Source organism: Candidatus Defluviilinea proxima (assembly GCA_016721115.1).
In the GTDB taxonomy this organism is placed as follows: domain Bacteria; phylum Chloroflexota; class Anaerolineae; order Anaerolineales; family Villigracilaceae; genus Defluviilinea; species Defluviilinea proxima.
In genome coordinates this window covers 765,509-786,090 of sequence record JADKIW010000001.1, presented here as the reverse complement: position 1 = coordinate 786,090, position 20,582 = coordinate 765,509, and the positions used below count along the sequence as shown (strand labels likewise).

At 48.4% G+C, this 20,582-nt stretch carries 17 protein-coding genes; 1 reads left to right on the top strand and 16 read right to left on the bottom strand.

Annotated elements, in window-relative coordinates; genetic code table 11:
• Positions 1-98: 98 nt before the first annotated feature.
• A complete protein-coding gene (locus IPP66_03625) occupies positions 99-4,967 on the top strand; it encodes a hypothetical protein (GenBank protein ID MBK9924359.1) in 4,869 nt (1,622 codons plus the stop codon).
• Between the two features lie 167 nt (positions 4,968-5,134).
• Here IPP66_03625 and IPP66_03620 read toward each other — a convergent pair whose 3' ends face one another.
• The 16 genes from IPP66_03620 to IPP66_03545 all read right to left on the bottom strand — a co-directional run bounded on the left by IPP66_03620 (position 5,135) and on the right by IPP66_03545 (position 20,573).
• On the bottom strand, positions 5,135-6,019 hold the full coding sequence (locus tag IPP66_03620; GenBank protein ID MBK9924358.1) for an alpha/beta hydrolase: 885 nt from the start codon (positions 6,017-6,019) through the stop codon (positions 5,135-5,137).
• A gap of 74 nt (positions 6,020-6,093) precedes the next feature.
• Positions 6,094-6,537 (bottom strand): hypothetical protein, encoded by a 444-nt coding sequence (locus tag IPP66_03615; protein MBK9924357.1) that lies wholly within the window; start codon positions 6,535-6,537, stop codon positions 6,094-6,096.
• Positions 6,538-7,248: a serine O-acetyltransferase gene (cysE, locus tag IPP66_03610; GenBank protein MBK9924356.1), complete on the bottom strand. Its 711-nt coding sequence runs from the start codon at positions 7,246-7,248 to the stop codon at positions 6,538-6,540.
• 110 nt (positions 7,249-7,358) lie between these two features.
• On the bottom strand, positions 7,359-8,297 hold the full coding sequence (gene cysK / locus IPP66_03605; GenBank protein ID MBK9924355.1) for a cysteine synthase A: 939 nt from the start codon (positions 8,295-8,297) through the stop codon (positions 7,359-7,361).
• Positions 8,298-8,775: 478 nt separating this feature from the next.
• Entirely contained in the window at positions 8,776-10,329 is a 1,554-nt protein-coding gene (locus tag IPP66_03600) for a M1 family metallopeptidase (GenBank protein ID MBK9924354.1), read from the bottom strand.
• Between the two features lie 111 nt (positions 10,330-10,440).
• Positions 10,441-11,976: a M1 family metallopeptidase gene (locus IPP66_03595; protein MBK9924353.1), complete on the bottom strand. Its 1,536-nt coding sequence runs from the start codon at positions 11,974-11,976 to the stop codon at positions 10,441-10,443.
• Between the two features lie 151 nt (positions 11,977-12,127).
• Positions 12,128-12,589 carry an SRPBCC family protein gene (locus IPP66_03590; GenBank protein ID MBK9924352.1) on the bottom strand — a complete coding sequence of 154 codons (462 nt, stop codon included), beginning with the start codon at positions 12,587-12,589 and terminating at the stop codon, positions 12,128-12,130.
• A gap of 217 nt (positions 12,590-12,806) precedes the next feature.
• Positions 12,807-13,538 carry a hypothetical protein gene (locus IPP66_03585; protein ID MBK9924351.1) on the bottom strand — a complete coding sequence of 244 codons (732 nt, stop codon included), beginning with the start codon at positions 13,536-13,538 and terminating at the stop codon, positions 12,807-12,809.
• A 217-nt stretch (positions 13,539-13,755) separates the two neighbouring features.
• Entirely contained in the window at positions 13,756-14,199 is a 444-nt protein-coding gene (locus IPP66_03580; GenBank protein ID MBK9924350.1) for an SRPBCC family protein, read from the bottom strand.
• Positions 14,200-14,242: 43 nt separating this feature from the next.
• Positions 14,243-15,082: a metal ABC transporter permease gene (locus IPP66_03575; protein MBK9924349.1), complete on the bottom strand. Its 840-nt coding sequence runs from the start codon at positions 15,080-15,082 to the stop codon at positions 14,243-14,245.
• Positions 15,066-15,875, bottom strand: a complete 810-nt coding sequence (locus tag IPP66_03570; protein MBK9924348.1) for a metal ABC transporter ATP-binding protein — start codon at positions 15,873-15,875, stop codon at positions 15,066-15,068. The genes IPP66_03575 and IPP66_03570 overlap by 17 nt, the downstream gene beginning before the upstream one ends.
• Positions 15,876-15,927: 52 nt before the next feature.
• Entirely contained in the window at positions 15,928-16,866 is a 939-nt protein-coding gene (locus IPP66_03565; GenBank protein MBK9924347.1) for a zinc ABC transporter substrate-binding protein, read from the bottom strand.
• A gap of 71 nt (positions 16,867-16,937) precedes the next feature.
• The gene (locus tag IPP66_03560) at positions 16,938-17,354 is read right to left on the bottom strand and encodes a transcriptional repressor (protein MBK9924346.1); all 417 of its coding nucleotides are present in this window, start codon (positions 17,352-17,354) and stop codon (positions 16,938-16,940) included.
• A gap of 85 nt (positions 17,355-17,439) precedes the next feature.
• Positions 17,440-18,813: an Ig-like domain-containing protein gene (locus tag IPP66_03555; GenBank protein MBK9924345.1), complete on the bottom strand. Its 1,374-nt coding sequence runs from the start codon at positions 18,811-18,813 to the stop codon at positions 17,440-17,442.
• Positions 18,810-19,550, bottom strand: a complete 741-nt coding sequence (locus IPP66_03550; protein ID MBK9924344.1) for a TIGR03943 family protein — start codon at positions 19,548-19,550, stop codon at positions 18,810-18,812. Before IPP66_03550 ends, IPP66_03555 begins: the two co-directional genes overlap by 4 nt.
• Positions 19,551-19,562: 12 nt before the next feature.
• On the bottom strand, positions 19,563-20,573 hold the full coding sequence (locus IPP66_03545; GenBank protein MBK9924343.1) for a permease: 1,011 nt from the start codon (positions 20,571-20,573) through the stop codon (positions 19,563-19,565).
• Positions 20,574-20,582: the final 9 nt, after the last annotated feature.

The following is a 20,582-nucleotide window of genomic DNA, read 5'->3' as shown; positions in this document are numbered from 1 at the left end:
TGTGAAAGTTGGAGGTCTATAATGATTTCGATGAAGTTACCTTTGTGGGGTAATTTCGAAACCAAACACTAGGGAGGAAGTACTCCCGGGGAGAAAGTATGTTTAAGAAAATTCATAATATATTAGGCATCCGGCTCATTCTTATAATTGCATTGGTCACGAGTGTAATAATTGTGACACCTGTACAGGCAAGCCTAGGAGTCATTTATGTCAAATCGAGCGCAGCTGGGAAAAATGATGGTACTTCTTGGTCGGATGCATATACAGACTTACAATCTGCACTCTTAACTGCATCTAGCGGAGATGAGATATGGGTTGCAGCTGGAACGTATAAACCAACTGCTGGAACAGATCGTGCCGCTTCTTTTGTGCTTAAGAATGGTGTAGCAATTTATGGTGGATTTATAGGCGAAGATTTTCATAATTATCGATTTCCACAATTCCCGGAAACAATTTTAAGCGGTGACATCGGTGTTGCCGAAGATAATAGTGATAATTCGTATCATATAGTAATTGGAAGTGGTGTGGATAATTCAGCAGTATTGGATGGATTTATTATCACCAATGGAAATGCCAATGGGGTATATCCCAATGATAGTGGAGGGGGGATGTATAGTAGCAATGGTAATCCAACTTTGGCAAATATCACTTTTAGTGATAACTCAGCTATTTCCGGAGGTGGAGTATATAACACTAGTAGTAGTCCAGGTTTAACGAATGTTGCCTTTGTCGGTAATTCAGCAGATGAAGGAGGGGGGATGATGAATTATATGAGCAGTCCGTCACTAAAGAATGTGACTTTTGATACAAACGCTGTGACAGCCATTGGTGGTGGAATATATAATTATATAGGTAGTAGCCCGTATCTAATGAATGTATTGTTCAGCAACAACTTGGCAGGCAGTGGCGGCGGAATGGCCAACAATAATAGTAATCCGAGTTTAACAAATGTGACCTTCAATAACAATACGGCTGTTAACCTTGGGGGCGGTATCATCAACTCAGACAGTAGTATTAGCTTATTGAATGTAACGATGAGTGAAAATACAGCCATGAGCGGTGGAGGGGTGTCCAACGATATTGGTAGCAACTTAATGATAAAGAATAGCATTCTATGGAGTAATGTTGGCGGGGAATTGGTTAATGGAAATGCTACTGTCAGTTATAGCATTGTACAAGGTGGATATGCAGGTGCAGGCAATTTGAATGTGGATCCATTGCTTTCTGGGCTGTCACACAATGGAGGCTTTACTAAAACAATGGCTCTCCTTGCGGGTTCACCTGCAATTGATGCTGGTAATGATGCAGTTTGCGCAACAACCGACCAGCGAGAACTGACTCGTCCGCAACAATCACATTGTGATATGGGGGCATTTGAATATCGCCATGAGATTCATCATGTCAAATGGAATGCAACTGGGTCGAATAATGGCACTTCTTGGGGAGATGCCTTCACGGATTTACAATCCGCCCTTTCTGCCTCGTTCTATGGCGATGAGATTTGGGTTGCTGCGGGGACATATTATCCTACATCTGGAATTGATCGAACAATTTCATTCGCGCTCAAGAACAACGTGGCAGTCTATGGCGGCTTTTCGGGCACTGAAACTTTACTCTCTCAACGAGATTATGAAACAAATGTCTCTATTTTAAGTGGGAATATTGGAGCTACAGACGATGATAGTGACAATTCGTATCATGTTGTCATAGGTGGAGCCACAGATAACACTGCAATATTGGATGGATTCACAATAACAAAGGGAAATGCGAATGCCAATTCAGACCCCCATGCCGTAGGTGGTGGAATGTACAATCTTATGGGCAGCCCAAGTCTGAAAAATTTATTTTTTATTGCCAACAAAGCTAACTGGGGTGGCGGTATAGGGAATCATCTTCACGGTAGCAGCCCCTTCCTGCTCAATATTATTTTCGACTCAAATATTGCTGAAGTATCTGGCGGTGGAATGTACAATCATAGTAGTGGCATTCCCAACCTGACGAATGTTACATTCGTGAATAATACAGCTTCATCTTCAGGCGGGGGGATCGGGAATTTTATTAGCAATCCTAATTTGACAAATGTTACTGTTACAGGGAACACAGCTGGCATTGGTGGTGGGATATACAACTTCCAAGGGTCTCCTACCATAACGAATATTACCATCGCAAATAATACTGCTACATCCAGTGGCGGTGGAATATATAATGTTATCAAGAGTTATCCAGTTATAAGAAATACAATTCTATGGGGAAATAATGCCCCCGCAGGTGCACAAATCTCCAGTTCTCTGAGTACTCCAGTAATTAGTGACAGTGTAGTGCAAGGTGGGTATGCAGGTGGAACAAATATTATTACAACTAACCCTAAGTTAGGCGCGTTGGGAAATTATGGTGATTTCACACAAACCATCCCCTTACAAGCTGGTAGTTCAGCCATTAATGCGGGTTATGATGTGGCGTGTCCTGCCACGGATCAGCGAGGGATGACCCGTCCACAGGGGCGTCACTGTGACATCGGGGCGTATGAATATGTGCCTATGACCTATTATGTCAAGTGGAGCGCGATGGGATTGAACAACGGTTCCTCCTGGACCGACGCCTACACCGACTTGCAATCGGCCTTGTCCGTCGCTTCAAGCGATGATGAGATTTGGGTCGCGGCAGGGGCGTACAAGCCAACCACAAATACAGACCGTACGATTTCTTTCAATCTCAAGAACGGTGTCGCAGTCTATGGCGGGTTTGCAGGCAATGAGACGCTCCGCAGTCAGCGCAATGTACAAACAAATGTTACAACCTTGAGTGGGGATATCGGTGTGGCAGGGAATACCACTGATAATTCCTATCATGTTGTGGTTGCGAGCAACACAGATACTACTGCTTTGCTGGATGGGTTCACAGTTACAGGTGGGAACGCAGATAGTGAAACATATGCAGGCGATGCAGGCAAGGGGGGGGGGATTTATAATAACCTTGGAAGCCCAAGCGTGAAAAATTTGATCATTGTTGGAAATCATGCCACATATGGTGGTGGCATGTATAACTATGGCAATCCATTTTACAATCAGGGAAAATATTACATCCCAACAATAACCAATGTTGTATTTAGCAACAACTCTGCGCTTGAAGGCGGGGGAATACGCAACGATTATTATAGTAGTCCTATCCTTACAAACGTGATTTTTGACAACAATACCGCAGGTCGTGGCGGAGGAGGGATGGAAAACTTTAACTATTGTGATCCTGTTCTAACGAACGTCACCTTCACTAACAACACAGCTTCTAGTGGAGGTGGAATGATGAATTGGTCTGGTAATAATCCGATTTTAACAAACGTCACTTTCAGCGGCAACTTGGCTTACTATGAAGTAGACGGAATACCTGCTGGGGGGGAGGGAGGTGGCTTATATAACTCTACCAGTAATCCGACGATGGCGAATGTAACCCTTAGTGATAATGTGGCCCACTCGCTTGGTGGTGGTATCTACAATACTGGTAATAGTACTTCGGTTATCCATAATATGATCTTATGGGGAAACACCGCTCCTAATGGGGCACAAATTTATAATGTATCTAGCACTCCTGTCATCACTGACAGCGTAATCCAAGGCGGATATGCCGGTGGTACGAACATTATCGTAGCCGATCCTAAGCTCGGAACTTTAGGGAACTATGGTGGCTTCACTCAAACCATACCTCTTCAGGTAGGAAGTTCCGCGATTGACACAGGTAACGACACGAATTGCTCCGCGACGGATCAGCGTGGAGTGACACGTCCATTTGGGAGTCACTGTGATATTGGGGCATATGAATACGAACATGCCAAAGTTAATGTAACGATCGGCACCAACCCGCCAAAGAACTACACCGTTGCACCAAGCGGACGTATAACAAATCGGTACGGGATCAACGGCGGACCGGTACGAGTGAGAAGCACGAACGGAGTGAACATGTTCACGAGTCAACGAGCGATCTACGGGAGCAGCTTCAACTCGATCGTCGGGTTCCCCGCGGATCAACTGACGACCGAATACTGGTTCACCTCATTGGACGATGCGGGCATGATCACCTACCTGGTGATCGGGAACCCAAGCGAGACAGAGACAGCGGAAGTGGATGTGTACATCGGCGGAGTGAAGAAGAACACAACACCGTACTCGATCCCGCCTGGGCAGCGAGTGTACCCGCGCTATGGGATCAACGGCGGACCGGTACGAGTGGTGAGCACGAACGGAGTGAGTGTGTTCACGAGCGAGAGAACGAAGTATGGGAACAGCTTCAACGAAGTGATGGGGTTCCCCTCGACCCAACTGGACACCGAGTTCTGGTTCACGAGCTATGACGATGCGGGAATGATCACGTACCTGGTGATCGGGAACCCAAGTGAGACGGAGACAGCGGAAGTGGATGTGTACATCGGAGGCGTGAAGAAGAACACAACACCGTACTCGATCCTACCTGGGCAGAGAGTGTTCCCGCGATATGGGATCAACGGCGGACCGGTACGAGTGGTGAGCACGAACGGAGTGAAGGTGTTCACGAGCGAGAGAACGAAGTATGGGAACAGTTTCAATGAAGTGTTGGGGTACCCGATAGCTCAAACCTCGACCGAGCTCTGGTTCACCTCATTGGATGATGCCAGCATGATCACGTACCTGGTGATCGGGAACCCAAGTGAGACAGAGACAGCGGAAGTGGATGTGTACATCGGAGGGGTGAAGAAGAACACGACACCGTACTCGATCCTGCCGGGGCAGAGAGTGTTCCCGCGGTATGGGATCAACGGAGGACCAGTGCGAGTGGTGAGCACGAACGGGGTGAAGGTGTTCACAAGTGAGAGAACGAAGTACCTGAGCAGTTTCAACGAGATCCTGGGGATCCCGACCGAAAGTCTGACGACCGACTACTGGTACACCTCGTTGGATGATGTGGGGATGACCACGGAGTTGGTGATCGCTGCACCGTAGGGTAAATTTAACATATACTGTGGTTAGCAGAGTATGTTATTGTGCAAGCAAGAGAATACATTCAATGTATTCTCTTGCTTGTTAACTGATCTCACTGGTTTCCAACCTATAACAATGTAAATATCAGAGAAGAATTCTGTTTTGTCGTACTGTGACGTTTTGAAACATCAACGAATCGCGATCTGACTCGCCTTGTCCAAAATAAAATCAGTCAGATAGTGATTCACTTCTTCGGCGGCATCGTGTTGCACCCAGTGTGTAGCTTCGGGGAAGAGGATCAGGTTACCTTCGTCCACATAATCCATGCTGGGACGGGCCATGCGGTGTGTAAGCGCGAAGTCTTTCATGCCCCACATCATCAAGGTTGGGACTTTGACGCGCATGTTTTCGTTGGATGCCCATGTTTGGTTGCGGACAATGGCGCGATACCAGTTGATCATGGACGTCATTGCATCGGGTTGTGACCAGGCTTCTTTGTATTTCTCAATGTCTTCGTTGATGAACGAACCGATCTTGCTTGTGCCATGTGTCGCACGGATCAGGTTATGCCAATCGTTGATGCGCATTCCTAATTCAGGGATCCATGGTAATTGAAAGAACATGACATACCACGAGCGACGCATCTGTTCGAAGTCGCGCATCAGAAAACGTCGCATCACGGTGGGATGCGGGACATTCATGATGCTAAGTTTATGCAATCGTTCGGGATATTTGATCGCTAGTGTCCATGCAACCACAGCGCCCCAATCATGCCCCACCAGATTTACTTTTTCATAACCAAGTGCGTCGATCAAACCGATGATATCTTTGACCAGAGTAAATACATCATAATTCTTCACGCCTTTGGGTTTATCGCTCAAGTTGTATCCGCGTTGGTCAGGGATAATGACTCTGCATCCCGCCTCTGCTAACGCGGGAATTTGGTTTCTCCACCCATACCAAAATTCAGGAAAGCCATGCAAAAGTACGATAGGTATTCCGCTTTTAGGCCCCGCCTGCACGACGTGTAATTTAACGCCGTTCGTTTCGATTGTGCTGTGTTCCAAATCCATTTCTTTACTGCCTCCGAAATCGAGGCGGGATTTTACCAGAGAAACCGAACGCGATGAAACTTCTTAGTGAACGTTTAGCTTATTCGTACACTTCGTAGGGAAACCGCATGGAAAAAGTCAAATAAGAACAGGAATCCACCCTGCAGAATGATTCCCATTCCATGACCACGCCAAAGTGGATTCTCCGCTCCCCATGTTTTCATCAACCAGACTCCACCAAGGATGTAGAGAACGTCCAAGCCGGTGTTGACCCACAAGATGCGACGCAACCAGCGCGACTCTTTCGCTTCATCCTCAGCCGAATTTGATCCTTGAACGATCAGCCTTTTCTTCGCTGACGCACGTTCACCGAAAAAAGCGATTGCTCCATCAATGACTCCCCATACGAAACATTGAATCGCGAGTCCGCGCAGGAAGGTGTCTGCAGAGAAAACTGTCAGCGTGGAAAAAACTACACTCAACGCGGACCAGACAAAAAGTCGACGAGTGAGGCGGGTTTGAAAGTCCCAAATATTCATTTAAATGGAGAAGTCCACAGCTTTCCAAACTCCGTGTTCGGGCGCATGCAAGACGGGACCATACTTCTCTCCGCCGTTGACGCGCTTCTCAAGCGACTCGACATGTTCAATGAGGGCGGCAAGAGTCTCACCGATGGTATCGGGCAGGCTTCCATGTTCGAGGTCAACTTTTTCTTGAGGTGTGTGCTTGGCATGTTCGCGCACAACGACCTGACCTGGTACACCGACCACTACAGAATCGGGCGGCGTGGATTTGACCACTACTGCGTTCGCGCCGATGCGACTGTTCGCGCCGATGGTGATGGCGCCGAGAACTTTTGCGCCTGCACCGATGACGACGTGATCTTCGATGGTGGGATGACGTTTGGTTTTGTGCAGGCTGGTTCCGCCGAGCGTGACGCCGTGATAGATGGTGACGTTATCGCCGATCTCAGCGGTCTCGCCAATGACAACGCCCATACCGTGATCGATAAAGAAGTTGTGACCGATCGTTGCGCCTGGGTGAATTTCGACGCCGGTGATACTGCGCATGACTTGAGAGATTCCGCGTGCCAGTAGCTTGATATTGTTCTTCCAAAGTTTATGTGAAAAGCGGTGTGCCCAGATGGCATGTAGACCGGGGTAACAGATCAGCACCTCGAGCACATTGCGGGCGGCTGGGTCGCGCTCAAGAACGGATTGAACATCGTCATGAATTGTTTTGAATACCATACTTACTCCTACTTGACTTTTGGCGGGCGAATTTGAACCGCCAAGCCCGCAAAGAGCGCGAAGAAAACCTTTAAAAACTTGGCGTTCTTCGCGCTCTTCGCGGTAAAAAATTAACCATCCACCAGATCGGCGAAGAGAGCAGTGGAGAGATAGCGTTCGCCGAACGAAGGGATGATGACTACAATGAGCTTGCCTTTATTCTCAGGGCGGGCGGCTACTTGCAATGCGGCCCATGTTGCAGCGCCGGAGGAGATGCCCACCAACAGACCTTCTTCACGCGCCATGCGGCGGGCGGTTTGGAAAGCATTTTCATTTGTTACGCGGATGACTTCATCGTAGACGGTTGTGTTGAGAACATCGGGTACGAAACCTGCGCCAATTCCCTGAATGGGATGCGGACCCTTTGTCCCGCCGGAAAGAACCGGGGATGCATCGGGTTCAACCGCGATAGCTTTGAATGAGGGCTTGCGTGCTTTGAGCACTTCGCCTACGCCGGTGATGGTTCCGCCAGTGCCGATGCCAGAGATGAGAATATCTACTTTGCCATCGGTATCGTTCCAGATCTCTTCGGCGGTTGTCTTGCGATGGATCTCGGGGTTGGCCGGGTTCTTGAACTGTTGTGGCAGGAAGTATTTTTTCGGGTCGGAAGCAACGATCTCTTCAGCCTTGCGGATCGCTCCGCCCATGCCATCGGGGCCGGGGGTCAGGATTAACTCGGCACCATAAGCACGCAGTAACATACGGCGTTCCTTGCTCATGGTCTCGGGCATGGTCAGGATGAGTTTGTATCCACGTGCGGCAGCGACCATCGCGAGCGCGATGCCGGTGTTGCCACTGGTGGGCTCGACGAGGGTGGTGTCCTTGTTGATGAGACCGGCTTTTTCAGCGGCGTCGATCATGGCGAATCCGATGCGGTCCTTGACGCTGTGGGCTGGATTGAAAAATTCCAGCTTGGCGACCACTTCTGCACCGACGCCTTCGGTGACACGGTTCAGTTTGACGAGCGGGGTGTTGCCGATCAATTCTGTGACATTGCTTGCGATTTTCATACGATTGCTCCTTTGGGTTTGCTTGTGGTTAGAGTAGGGGCGACCCGCCTGGCACGGTCAAAGCCTTCGGTAATCCTGAAGGGTCGCCCCTACTCTTGAAATAAATAAAACGGCTGTCTGCCAGCTGGAATTTTCCAGCGTTTGCAAGCGGTGGAGTTAACTCAAAAAGTCGTCCATGGACGACTTCGTGAATATGCGGGGTCAAAGCCCACCGTCTGCGGCATTCAGCCGTTTGTTTACGGGAAATTCAGAGGCGGTGGTTTAGCGACCCCGCCGTATACACATGCAGTTCAGAATATTGTTCATGCTTCCTTATTGAAAGAGTCAGACTGGTTTTTCTTACTTCAAGTCTGGCGGATTATACAGCGGAGTGGGGGAATTGCCAACCATATAATGAATCAGGTTGTATATCGTAGGGGCGACCCATCAGGACCGTTGAGTAATTTCATCTTTCCAAGCGGGTCGCCCCTACTGTCGATTAATAACTTCCCTTGAAATACGCTGCGATCAGATCGGATATATCTGCCGTGGTGTTCTGCCTTGCGACGGCAAAGAAATCATACGCAGTGGCGTGACCACGTCCGTAGCGTGAACAATAATCCTGTAGAAAAGCGTAGAAGGCATCATCGCCCATGCGGTAGTTTAGGGATTCTAAAAAGTTGGCGCCATTGAGATAGGCCGCGTTGACATACGCGCGGAATGTCGGTGCATCATATACGTTCGTGTCCACATACCCCGAGGGGCCAAAGTAATTGACGCGGAACTGCCACCACCAATCGAGCGAGTTGGGATAGCTGTATTTATAGAAGATGGCTTCGCTATACGCGGCCAATGCCTCATCGAGCCATGGCTCCATCGCTTGATCGCTCCCCACCAAACCGAACCACCATTGATGCGCAATCTCATGCACACCGATCGTCACAAGGTTACTGCGTGCCGTGCCGTTGTATTCGTTGTAAAACTTGGTCGCCAAAAATACGAGACCGTCATACTCCTGCCCATCGTTCAAGTCTGCTTGGACGACACTCAGACTCCCATACGGATACGGCGCGAACTGTGACGAATACAGATTCACTGCACGGACCGCCGCATTCAGAATCGCCAAGCCTTCCGCTTCATATCCTGGATAATAGTACGCGCGGATCTGTGCCCCGCCCGCAGTTGAATCCACCACTTGGAATTGGTCGCTGGCTGACAGTGCAAACGTCCGCGCGCCGTAGAGACGATATCGCGTCCATTCGCCGTTGGCTTCTTCGACTCCGCTTGTGGCGAGGGTGATGGCACCTTCCACGGTTTTGATGTTCACATCAAAGTCCGCGGCATCGTAGACGAGGTGTTCGCCAAGATACGACTCATCGTGCAAGCCCCAGCCGTTACTGTACGGCACTACGAACGGATACCAATCCGTCAGGTTGACCTGGTCCACATCGTAGCCATAGGGCGCATCCTTGACTTTGGCAGGGATGGCAATACGGAAACGCATTGCCAGTGATATTTGTGAGTTAGGTTGAAGTGGTTGCGGCAAATAGACTGTGAGCCGATGCGAGTTGAGATCATAGTTGAGTTGATTGCCGTTGAGCAGGATGTGTTCCATCGTGAACCCGCCGCGATGCATGGACTCTACGGCCATGACGAGTTCATTCAATGCCACGCCAGTTTGATTCGTGTACACGACTGTCTCGTCCGCAGCGACTTGACGTCCGTAGTAATCGAGCAAAGCATAGAGCGTATATTGCGTGCGCGATGATTGCGATGGTGATGTCGGTTGAGGAAGTGCTGTTGCTGTAAATGCGAGAGTTGGTAATGGGGTGTTCGTGGGCGGGAGCGGAGTGTAGGTGGATATGAGAGTTGGTGCATCGATGGGGATGTAATTTGAATCGGACGGTTGAAAAGGCGTCGGGGTGGGTGATGCATTGGGGTTTGCAGTAACAAGCACGAGCGTAGGAGGAAGCGCCTGCGCCGGGTTGGTCAAATTACAAGATGTGAGGAGAAGTAAAAGGAAGAGGAAGGTGGGTCGAAGATGGAGTCGCATAATAGAGTTCCCCCGTCATTGCGAGGGCGACAGCCCGAAGCAATCCCCAACACGGTGACGGAGATTGCTTCGTCGGGCTACGCCCTCCTCGCAATGACGGATGATGTGGTGTTAGTATGTGTTCTGAAAATACTGTTTCATCAGATCAGAAATATCTGCGTTGGAGTGTTCGCGGAAGACGCGGAAGAAATCGGCGGTTGTGGCGCGCTTGCCGACGAACTGAGTGTAGTAATCTTTGAGGAACGCAAAGAAAATTTCATCGCCAACTTTTTCGCGCAACGCTTCGATGAAACGCGCGCCTGTGAGATAGGTCTTGTCCCAATACGGACGTTGACCGCCGCCATCGTAGATGGGCGTATCGACATAGCCCGCTTGTTGAAATTCAAAATAGCGATAGCCCCACCACCAATTCAAAAGGTCGGGGTGTACCGTTTCATAATAGACACGTTCGCTGTAGGTGGCGAGTGTTTCATCGAGCCACGGCTCAAGCGCCTGATCGTCGGCAACCGCATCGAACCACCACGCGTGCGCGGTCTCGTGCGCCGCAATGATGACGAGATAATTCTTGGGCGTGTTATCGTACAAGTTGAAGTAATCGCGGCTGATGAAATAAAAACCCGAATATTCCATGCCATCGTTGAAATCGCCCTGCACAGCGGTCAGCGTTTTGTGACGATAGGGCCCGAACTTTTCACTATAGACCTGCATCGCTTCGACCGTTGTTTGCAACATCGCTTCGCCGGGTGCATCGTAATACGCGAAGTAATAACTATAGACTGTGACATCGCCGACCTGACGCGTGGCGACTTTGAACAACGTGCTAATGGACAGCGCAAACGTGCGCCCCGCTTCCAACGTAAACCGACGACTGCCTGCTGTTCCTGAAACTTCTTCTGCCCCTGACGCCGCGATCTGCGGACTCGATCCATCGGTGAATGTGACGGTCACATCGAAGTCAGCTACATCATAGACAAGATGCTCGCCGTAATACCACGGGTTGTGCAATATCCATCCTTCGCCGCTGACGTAAGGCACCACGAACGGATACCAATCCACGAGGTTGAGTTGTCGTTCTGAGAAGCCATAGATCTGCGGACGGATCTCGTTTGGGTTGCTATATGCCTGCATTTGCGGAAGGATGAGACCATAGGATATGGTAATGACGGTAGTTCCACCAGCAGGGATGGGTTGCGCCAATGGGATTTCGAGTTTTTGACTCTGATTCTCCAATGTGTAATTGGTAATTGGTGTTCCGTCTACTGTGAGTGAGCTGAGATTGAATCCACCGCTCCATAGGTTGGGCTCCACCGCAAGGACGAGGTTGTTCAGCGTCTCACCGGTCCAGTTGGGATAGGTGATGGTCTGGTTCACAGTCGCGGACTTGTTCGAGTAGTTCAACTGCACATCCATCACATACTGCGGACGTTCCAGCGTAGGGACGGGTATTGGCGTGGCGGTCGGTGTTTCGGTGGGAAGAGGCGTTTCCGATGGCGCGACCGTGTTTGTGGGGATAGCGGGTGTCTCAGTTGCGGGAATTGCTTGAGGGGTTGGGGAGGAGCAGGAAATGAGGAAAAGAATGCAGAATGCAGAAAGCAGACTTGTCCTGAGCGAATGCGAAGGAACTTGTGTTGCGGCGTGTTTGTGCATGGGTGGATTTTATCGCTTGTCTCAAAAATTAAGTAAACTTTCGCTAAAAATCGCGAAGGGAAGTCAAGGTTTTTATTTAACGACAAAGCCTCCTGCAGAGTTCCGTGCACGAGGCTTTGTTTTTATACATGCATAGGTGTGCTATCGAATTCTATTCCATTTTCCCCGAAGCGATACGGGCCAGAGCTTTAGCCTGAGCGGCAAATCCCTGCTTTACATCGGCGAATGGCACAAAGCGCGCCAAAATGCCATGGTATTCCTCTCTCGTAGAATACTCTGTCTGATTTCCTTTACTCTGCAACGTCTGAACTCGTGTGGCTCGTAACAGTCCCAGCTTTGCAACTGGATGAGCATATTTGTATTTCAATTCCGCTGATCCATTCTGAGGATGTGTACTTGATATCATCTGCTCGAGCGATGTGCCTGTTCTGCCATCATGCCACGCCAGAGAGAACTTCATGATGTCGCCTTGACCGTTCTTGCTCGCTCTATAGTCAACTTTCACGATGAACGGGTTCCAGCGCGGATACGAGTCCCAATCGATCATGTATCCCCAGACCGTATTGATATCGGCGTCAATGGTGATATGTTCTTCTACAAAGTATTTGCTCATGTTTGCTAGTCTCTTATTATTACAAAGCCTCCCGTGGTGTTCAGCGCAGGATGCTCTGTTTTATACTGAACCTTTCAGCAGAACTTGAACTAGGTATCTAGCGGGTTGTGAAGCGAGTATCTATTGAGATACACCTTTCACTTTACTGCTCATAATCAAGCACACAAAAACTTAACTGTTATAAGATAAGCAAAGCCTTGGATGCTGGATGAAGTTGTCAGCCTAATACTTTAGCTGAATTAGATGCGCGATCTTCTTCGGTCACGGTACGCTCTAATTCTTGTAAATGATCTTTAATTAATTTTCTAATCCCTGGCTTAAAATTCATGCGTACTATTTTATTGCCTTCAATATACTGCTTGTCCATCAAGTGCGGTATAACATATACCCACAAAGATCTGAGAATTCCATCATAATAAATATTCGTTATGTCAATTTCTACTCTTTTACTATAGAACTCATAATTAACAGAAAAAAGTTTCTCGTCACTTAATATACTAATAAATTCCAAGACATTAAGTGGGAGATTGTCGATCTTCAATAAAACATTACAACTGCTTATTCCCAAGGTGTCTATTATTCTTCTTGCAACTACATTTTCTGCTTCTGATGTCTTATCTAATATGCTTTGCGTTGTGTTTGACAGCGGGAATTTTACTTCTGGAAATTCAAATTTTGCTGAGAGACTTCCAGCTGAAAGTTCCTTGATTGCAGGAAATATATTCTCAATATTTTCTCTAAACATTCTAATAACAACTAATATTAATAGTGCAATAAAAACAGTAGGATTGGAGATTAGCTTCCATAATTCATAAATGATTGCAGATAAAATAGTATAAAGAGAAACGATAAACTTAGTATCTAATGCCTGCGCCTGAAAAAGTGCATAAACGAAAATTAATACAAAGATACCGCATATACTAAGAAAATACCTTAGATTTTTTTTCATGATAAACCTCAATACATCCTGTCGCATATCGTGATGTTACAAGTATGCCCGACGTTTTTTGTGCGTTGCTCATAATTAGCAAAGGTTAGTAGCGATTACTTTTGTATGCAGTTCGAGTGTAGCACACAAAGTTCCATTAGGATTATTCAATGATTTTACCTGAATAGTGAAAAGCCTCCCGTGAATTTTTTCAAGGGAGGCTTGTTTTTGAAAAATGTTATGCTTCGATCAACTTCTTCAAGGACTGCATTGTGGTATCCAACCCAGTCTGCATTTGTTTCTTCATCATATCTTCCATCCCGGGCATGGAGGGCATCCCTGCGGGGACGAGGACCGCGTCCATTTGCAGGATGAGCTTTGTGCCAGCGCCATCCTTTTCGAGAATGTAGGTATTGGTCACATCGGAGGCGGGCGGGGTGGCGAGGGTCTTCACGCCGAATTTCTTGTTGGGTTCAAGGGAAACGACTTCGTTGGTGGTCTTGATAACGTTGCCCATGGAAGTGGTCTCGATCACGTATTTCATTCCCACTGCTACAGGTCCGCTGGTTTGAACGCCGGTAATGTATGAACTTAATTTCTTCTGGTTCTCGAGATTGGTGATGAACTCAAAAACCTTCTCAACGGGCTTGCTGATACTGACACTGGTTTCAATCGTAGCCATAAATATTCTCCTCTAAGTTGATATGGATAAACGCCGAGGCGGATTATAGCCCCTTCATTTTTTTCCATCCAAATGAAATCAGGAAGAATACGCTGGCCGTAAGTACTATCGCCGCGCCAGAGGCAATGCTCAAATAAAACGATAAATATAAGCCGATCACACCGGATAACGAGGCGAAGATCGCGGCAAGGAGCATCATCGTGGAGAGACGGTGAGTCAACAGGTAGGCTGTCGCTGCGGGAGTGACGAGCATGGCGACCATCAAAGATACGCCAACTGTTTGAAGCGAGACGGCAACGGTCACGGCGATGAGGGTTAATAGCAAGTTGTTGAGCATGCCAACGGGAAGTCGCAATGTGGCGGCGAGGATGGGATCGAAAGAAAGCGTCATGAATTCTTTGTAGAAAGCAAAGATAGCCAGAAGCACGAGTCCGCCAAAGATGATGATCAGCCACAGGCTATGGGGAGAGACGCTGAGCACATCCCCGAAGAGAAAGTGACTCAAGTCCACGGCGTAGCTTTTGACAGTGGAGATCAACGCGATGCCGAGTGCGAACATCCCTGCGAAGATCACACCGATAGATGTATCTTCTTTGATCTCGGCGTTCTTGCTGATCGCGCCGATTCCCAACGCCGCAACGATGGCGGTTCCCAGCGCCCACCAGAACAACGTGTCCCTTGCGCCGCCGGTAATGAGATATCCCAGTGCGATGCCGGGCAGAATGGTGTGTGCGAGTGCGTCACCGAAGAATGCCATGCCACGTAATACAACGTACGTGCCAACGACTGCGCATACAATGCCGACAAGCACTGCGGCGATCATGCCGCGTTGCATGAATTCGTATTGGAGGGGTTGCAATAGGAAATTAATGAGCGTGGTCATGTTCCCCTTCATCACAGCACGCGTCTGTGTTCAGAATGTTCTGCCCATCAACGGGTTTGAGTTTGCCGCCGTAGGCTTTCAATAGATTGTCTGTATGTAACACTTCGTTCGGTTGACCAAAGGCCACGATGCCATGATTCAACAACATGATCCTGTCGAAATGTGTGGCGGCTTGATCGAGATCGTGTGTGGCGACCATGACGGTAACTTTTTCTTTTTTGAGGCGATCCAGTAGATCGAGAATTCCTTCTTGTGACGGTGTGTCGAGACCGGTTAGCGGTTCGTCCATTAACATCAGTTCTGCTTCCTGAGCAAGCGCACGCGCAATAAACATGCGTTGTTGTTGTCCACCAGAGAGTTGACCGATCTGCCGTGTCGCCAAATTGGAGATGTCAACAGTTTCGAGCGCGCGGTGAACGTGTTCCCAATCCTTTTTATGAGGCCAGTTCAGTGGGCCGAGTTTTGCGGAGCGTCCCATCATCACCACGTCTGCAACTGTAACTGGGAAGTTCCAGTCCACTTGTGATCTTTGCGGGATATAGCCGATGCATACGTGTGCTCCAGGGCGTGAGCCAAAGATCTTGACTTCGCCTGAAGTGGGCGTCAACACCCCAGCTACAACTTTGAACAAAGTGCTTTTGCCCGCACCGTTCGGCCCCACAACAGCGACACGTTCGCCCTCATGAAGATGGAAATTGATACCATCGAGCGCAACCCGTCCGTTATAGCGGACGGTGACGTGTTGCACATCGAGAACAGGTTGATTGGTTTCGTGGTCAGTGTGTGGGTACATAGGTTGTTTTCTTGTAGGGAACGTTGCAGTAGGGAACGGCAGCTGCCGTTCCTTACTGCAACGCATCAACGATCAGCGTCACGTTATCTTTCATCATATCCATATACGTCGCGGCGGGTGCGCCTTCGGTCAATGACTCAAGATGCAAATTCGTCACGACTCTTACGCCGGTCTCTTCGGCGATCTGCTTTGCCAATGATTCATTATCCGATGCATCCAAAAATATTGCACGCGCGCCGCTTGTTTTGATCTGATCGATCAAGCCTGCCATTTGGCCTGCCGATGGCGATGCGTCTGAACTGAAACTTTCGATCACGGTGCCTGCAATAGTAAAGCCATATCGCTCGGCGAAGTATCCCATAGCTTCATGGTTTGTGACAAGCAGACGTTTCTCTTGCGGGATTTGTGAAACCTGTTCGACGATCCATGCATCGAGAGCCTGTAGTTCAGCAATGTATGCATCTGCATTTGACTGATAGACTGCCGCGCCATCAGGGTCGAAGTGAGTGAGCCCTTCGCGGATATTTTGCACGTAGGTGATGACGTTGTTCGGATCGAGCCACATATGCGGATCTCCCGCTTCATGTTCGTCACCTTCGCCTGATCCTGCTTCATCTGCATGTTCTTCCATGTGACGTGGTTCCAGTCCATCAGAAGCAGTGATGACAATTTTTTCCCCACCGGAGTTTTCCAGTAAAGCTTCGATAAAGTGTTCATATTCCAGACCATTGACGATAAGCAGTGGGCTGTCTGCGATCTTGGCCACATCCTGTGGTGTCGGTTGATACGAATGTGGGTCCGTGCCAACCGGCAGGAGTGACTCAACTTTCAAGCGGTCACCGGCTACATGCTGGGCAATATCTGCCAGAAAGGTAGTGGAGGCTAGAACGCTTGAAGCGTTGCGTCCGCTTTGAGGGGCAGAGCCGCATGCAGTTAAGAGAAGAGCCGCAATGCTCATCATTAAGATAATGGTATTGAAAATCTTTTTCATTTAAGACTCCTGAAATTGATCCCTCATTTTATGAGGGATTGATAGTTTGAATCGAGACGTAGATTTCCCGATTATTTACATTTTTCGCAAAGCCCAAATAATTGCAACCAGTGTTCCTTGATCTGGTAGCCTGTTTTACGAGCAATGGAGCTGGTTAGCGTACCGAGGTCATCGCCTTCGAAGAACTCTACCTCTCCACAGTTCTGGCATAACAGCAAATGTTGGTGACCGATACCGGCCGAAATGAACGCCTGGCATCCGCCCGGCTGATGTACACGTTGAATAAGGTGAAGCTCTTCAAGTTTTTCGAGCGTGCGGTATACAGTTACCAAGCCGAGTGCGCGATATTTCCTGCGGGCTGTATCGTACACTTGAATAGGCGTCAACGCGTGTGTGGAACCGAACACAGTATCCACCACTGCACGGCGAGCGGCAGTGATGCGATATCCGTTATCGTGCAATTGTTCCAGCCAGGTATCAGCAAGCATAAGAGATCATTTCTTTATTGAAAATCATTTTCAATAGTATAACCAAAAAAAACATGATGTCAAGGTATTAATCTGCCTCCCCCGTTTAAGGTAACCAGTGGGGCATCAAGCCTTCGGCCAGGATACGTGGTTCCAGGAGACCTTCTTCCCAAAATCCGATCTCGGGTTTATAGACGCCTTTTAATTTAAATTGCTGAAATACCAACGCCTTTCCCCATGGATCCCATTGTGGGGTTCCATAGGTGTAGTTGGCCTGGTTTGCAATGACCTGCCCTCCCAATGTTGCAATATCTACCAACCATAAGGCTTGTGATGGATCATTTTCTTCGAATTGTAAACCGATGACGAGCATATCTGCTGTAGGCGACCATGCCAGCGAATTATAGTGATAGTCCTGTTTGTCGCTTTCGCCGGAAAAAGTAGTGATCTCACTTGTGACCAGCTTTGCTTCTCGAATTTGCGTGAATGAACCGGCTTCACTTTCAGCGATATCTGTAAACAGGAAAGTGTTGCTATCTCTCGACCATGAAACAGGGCTGCCTGTTTGGCTTGGAATAATTAATTGGTTACCTGTAACAATATCGAGCAATCGGATCTCATCTTTGATACCATCGAACGATGAAAGGCGCGTGCCATCTGGTGACCAGACGGGGTTGTAGCCGATAATTTGCCTATCTTCGTATAGAGGGGAATCCTGTTTTGTCTCGAGATCTAATACCCAAATACGTGGCGCTCCAAATTCCAAGTCGGCGGCTGGCCCGGCCGTTTCACGCACATACGCCACCTGTCGGTCATAGAACGAAATAGCAGGCACTGAGCAACGGTCTGCGCCACATTGAAGCAAAAGAACTGGGTTTCCTCCTTCACGTTCCACGCGCCATAGATCTGATCCCTTTTGTTCATTGAATGCGGAGAAGATTACGAATTCGCCGTTATGAGAGGTATCAAATCCAAATATACTGAGCGATGCATCGGTGAGTGGTTTAATAGTTCCGCTTGCAGGCTCCACTGTCCATAAACGGCCTTTGCCTTGCTCTGCGACAAGGTAAACCACCAGTGGAGAGCGGACATGGAAACCCCAGATCATCGTTTTTTTGAGACTTCTGTTGTTTTGTGCCAAAACACCGGAGGCTAAAGTCAGTGTGTAGGGGGTATTGGGTTGAAATGCCTCCCGTGGAATGAATTGCAGGGTCTTTGAATCAGGGAATGTAAAACTGCCATTGACCGGCGGTTGGATGGAAAAGCTTTGTATTGCTAAATCTCCGTCTACAGGCTCAGAGAAGGTAAGCGTTAGTGTTTCCAATGGACCAACGATACTATTTGCAGGCAGTTGTGATGTAACACGAATCCCAGCCTGATCGCCTAACCAGACCGCCAACATGATCAATAGAAGAAGGGTGCCTGTTACCAGCCCGGCAACGGAGTCAAGATTGATCGGAAATCTGTTTTGTAACTTCATGGATATAGATATGGTTGATCGGGTTGGGGTACGATATCTACCGCTTCTGCATGGATGAGAGGACTGATCCCATTATTAAAAGAGACTGCGTCCACTGGCCCTTTGACCTGTACCCAGGTATCTTTTTTGAGGGAGGCTACATTGGGCCAATCCACGATTACGCCAACGGCGTAGCCATCCGCAGAGCAACAGGAAACAATGAAGCGGCTGACGAAGAATTGTCCCTGTGGCAGGCGGTCGTCGAAATATACAAACCCGACTACTGATGCCTGTTGGCCGATATAGGGATTGAGGTCTTTTTCGAAATAGAATAACTTGACCCAGTCTAAGACATCGCGTTGTTCCGATTCTGTTTCGAGTAAACGGCTGGTTGAACTGGAACTGACCAGCGGCGAAGATGTTGTCAGTCCTTTTGCAGAAACGGCAGATGAATTTAAGGGCTTGGCAGGGATCAGAATACCGATCAACAATGGGACGAGCATAATCCATAAATTAACAGGAGCAGGCGTGTGGTCATGATCGTGTTCTTCATCCTGTGCTTGTGAACGGGGTAGACGTGCTTCCAGAAAAAGTCGTTGAGCGAGAATAGCAAGGAAAACGATACCGATCTGCGTCAACGTAATGAAGCGCAGGTTGATATACCAGTTAAGCTGGTTATTAATCACCTTGCCGATCAAGAACAGGAATAGACCAAATAACAGAAGGGATTGAAACATGCGATAACGTTGTTTGGACACATGGCCTCCTGGTTAGGGCACAAAATAATTAAACACAATACCTGCGAGCAAGCTCATCAGGAAGGGTAACAAAACGAGGTAGGCAACCGGCTTGCGGCGGAAAACCTGTGAATACATCAAAATGCTCTTTATATCCACCATCGGGCCGAAGACTAGAAATGAGAGAATGGAGCCAAAGCTAAATGTACCTACAAAACCCAGTGCGACAAAGGCATCTACAGTGGAACAAATGGAAAGTATGATAGCCAATACCATCATGACGAGAACAGAGAGAATAGGGCCATTCCCAATTGAGAGAAGTGCCCCTTGTGAGACAAAGGTTTGTAACCCGGCCGCAAGCATGGCACCTATGATGAGATAGCGTCCCATTTCGAAGAATTCATCGGCGCAGATCAATAATGCCCGCTGTATTTTGCTGGTGAAGGACGGGTTTAATGTTTCGTGGGAATGTTCGTGCTCATGCGATAGGGTCAGGTCGCGCAGAACAGTGGATGGGTCTTTCTCAACCGAAAAAACAAGACCAACGATAAAGGCGATCAATAGGCTGATGCCCATGCGCCATACCAACATGGGACCCCATCCGAATGCCGCCGCTGTACTGAATATAACGATGGGGTTCATGACAGGGGCGGCCAAAAGGAAGGCAATACCCGCCGGTAACGGCAGTCCTTTATGAAATAATCGTCTTGTTAGGGGAATAACACCGCACTCACAAACGGGAAAGATCAATCCCATAAGCGCGCCTGTCACTGCGGCGGGTACAGATCGTTTTGAGATAAAGCGTGCCATCAACTCGCGGTCAAGAAAGACCTCCACGATGCCTGAAATAAGCGTACCAACTAAAAGATACGGCAGCGCCTCGATAAATATCCCCAAAAAAACGGTCGCAAACAGGTTGAGCTTTGAAACAAATTCAAGAAACAAGCTCCATGGGGTAATACTGGCTAATACAAATAAAAGCGTGCCTGCCAGTATTGCCCAGATAACAGCACGCGAAAGCGGACGGGGCCGAACAGATGTCATATGGGTGTG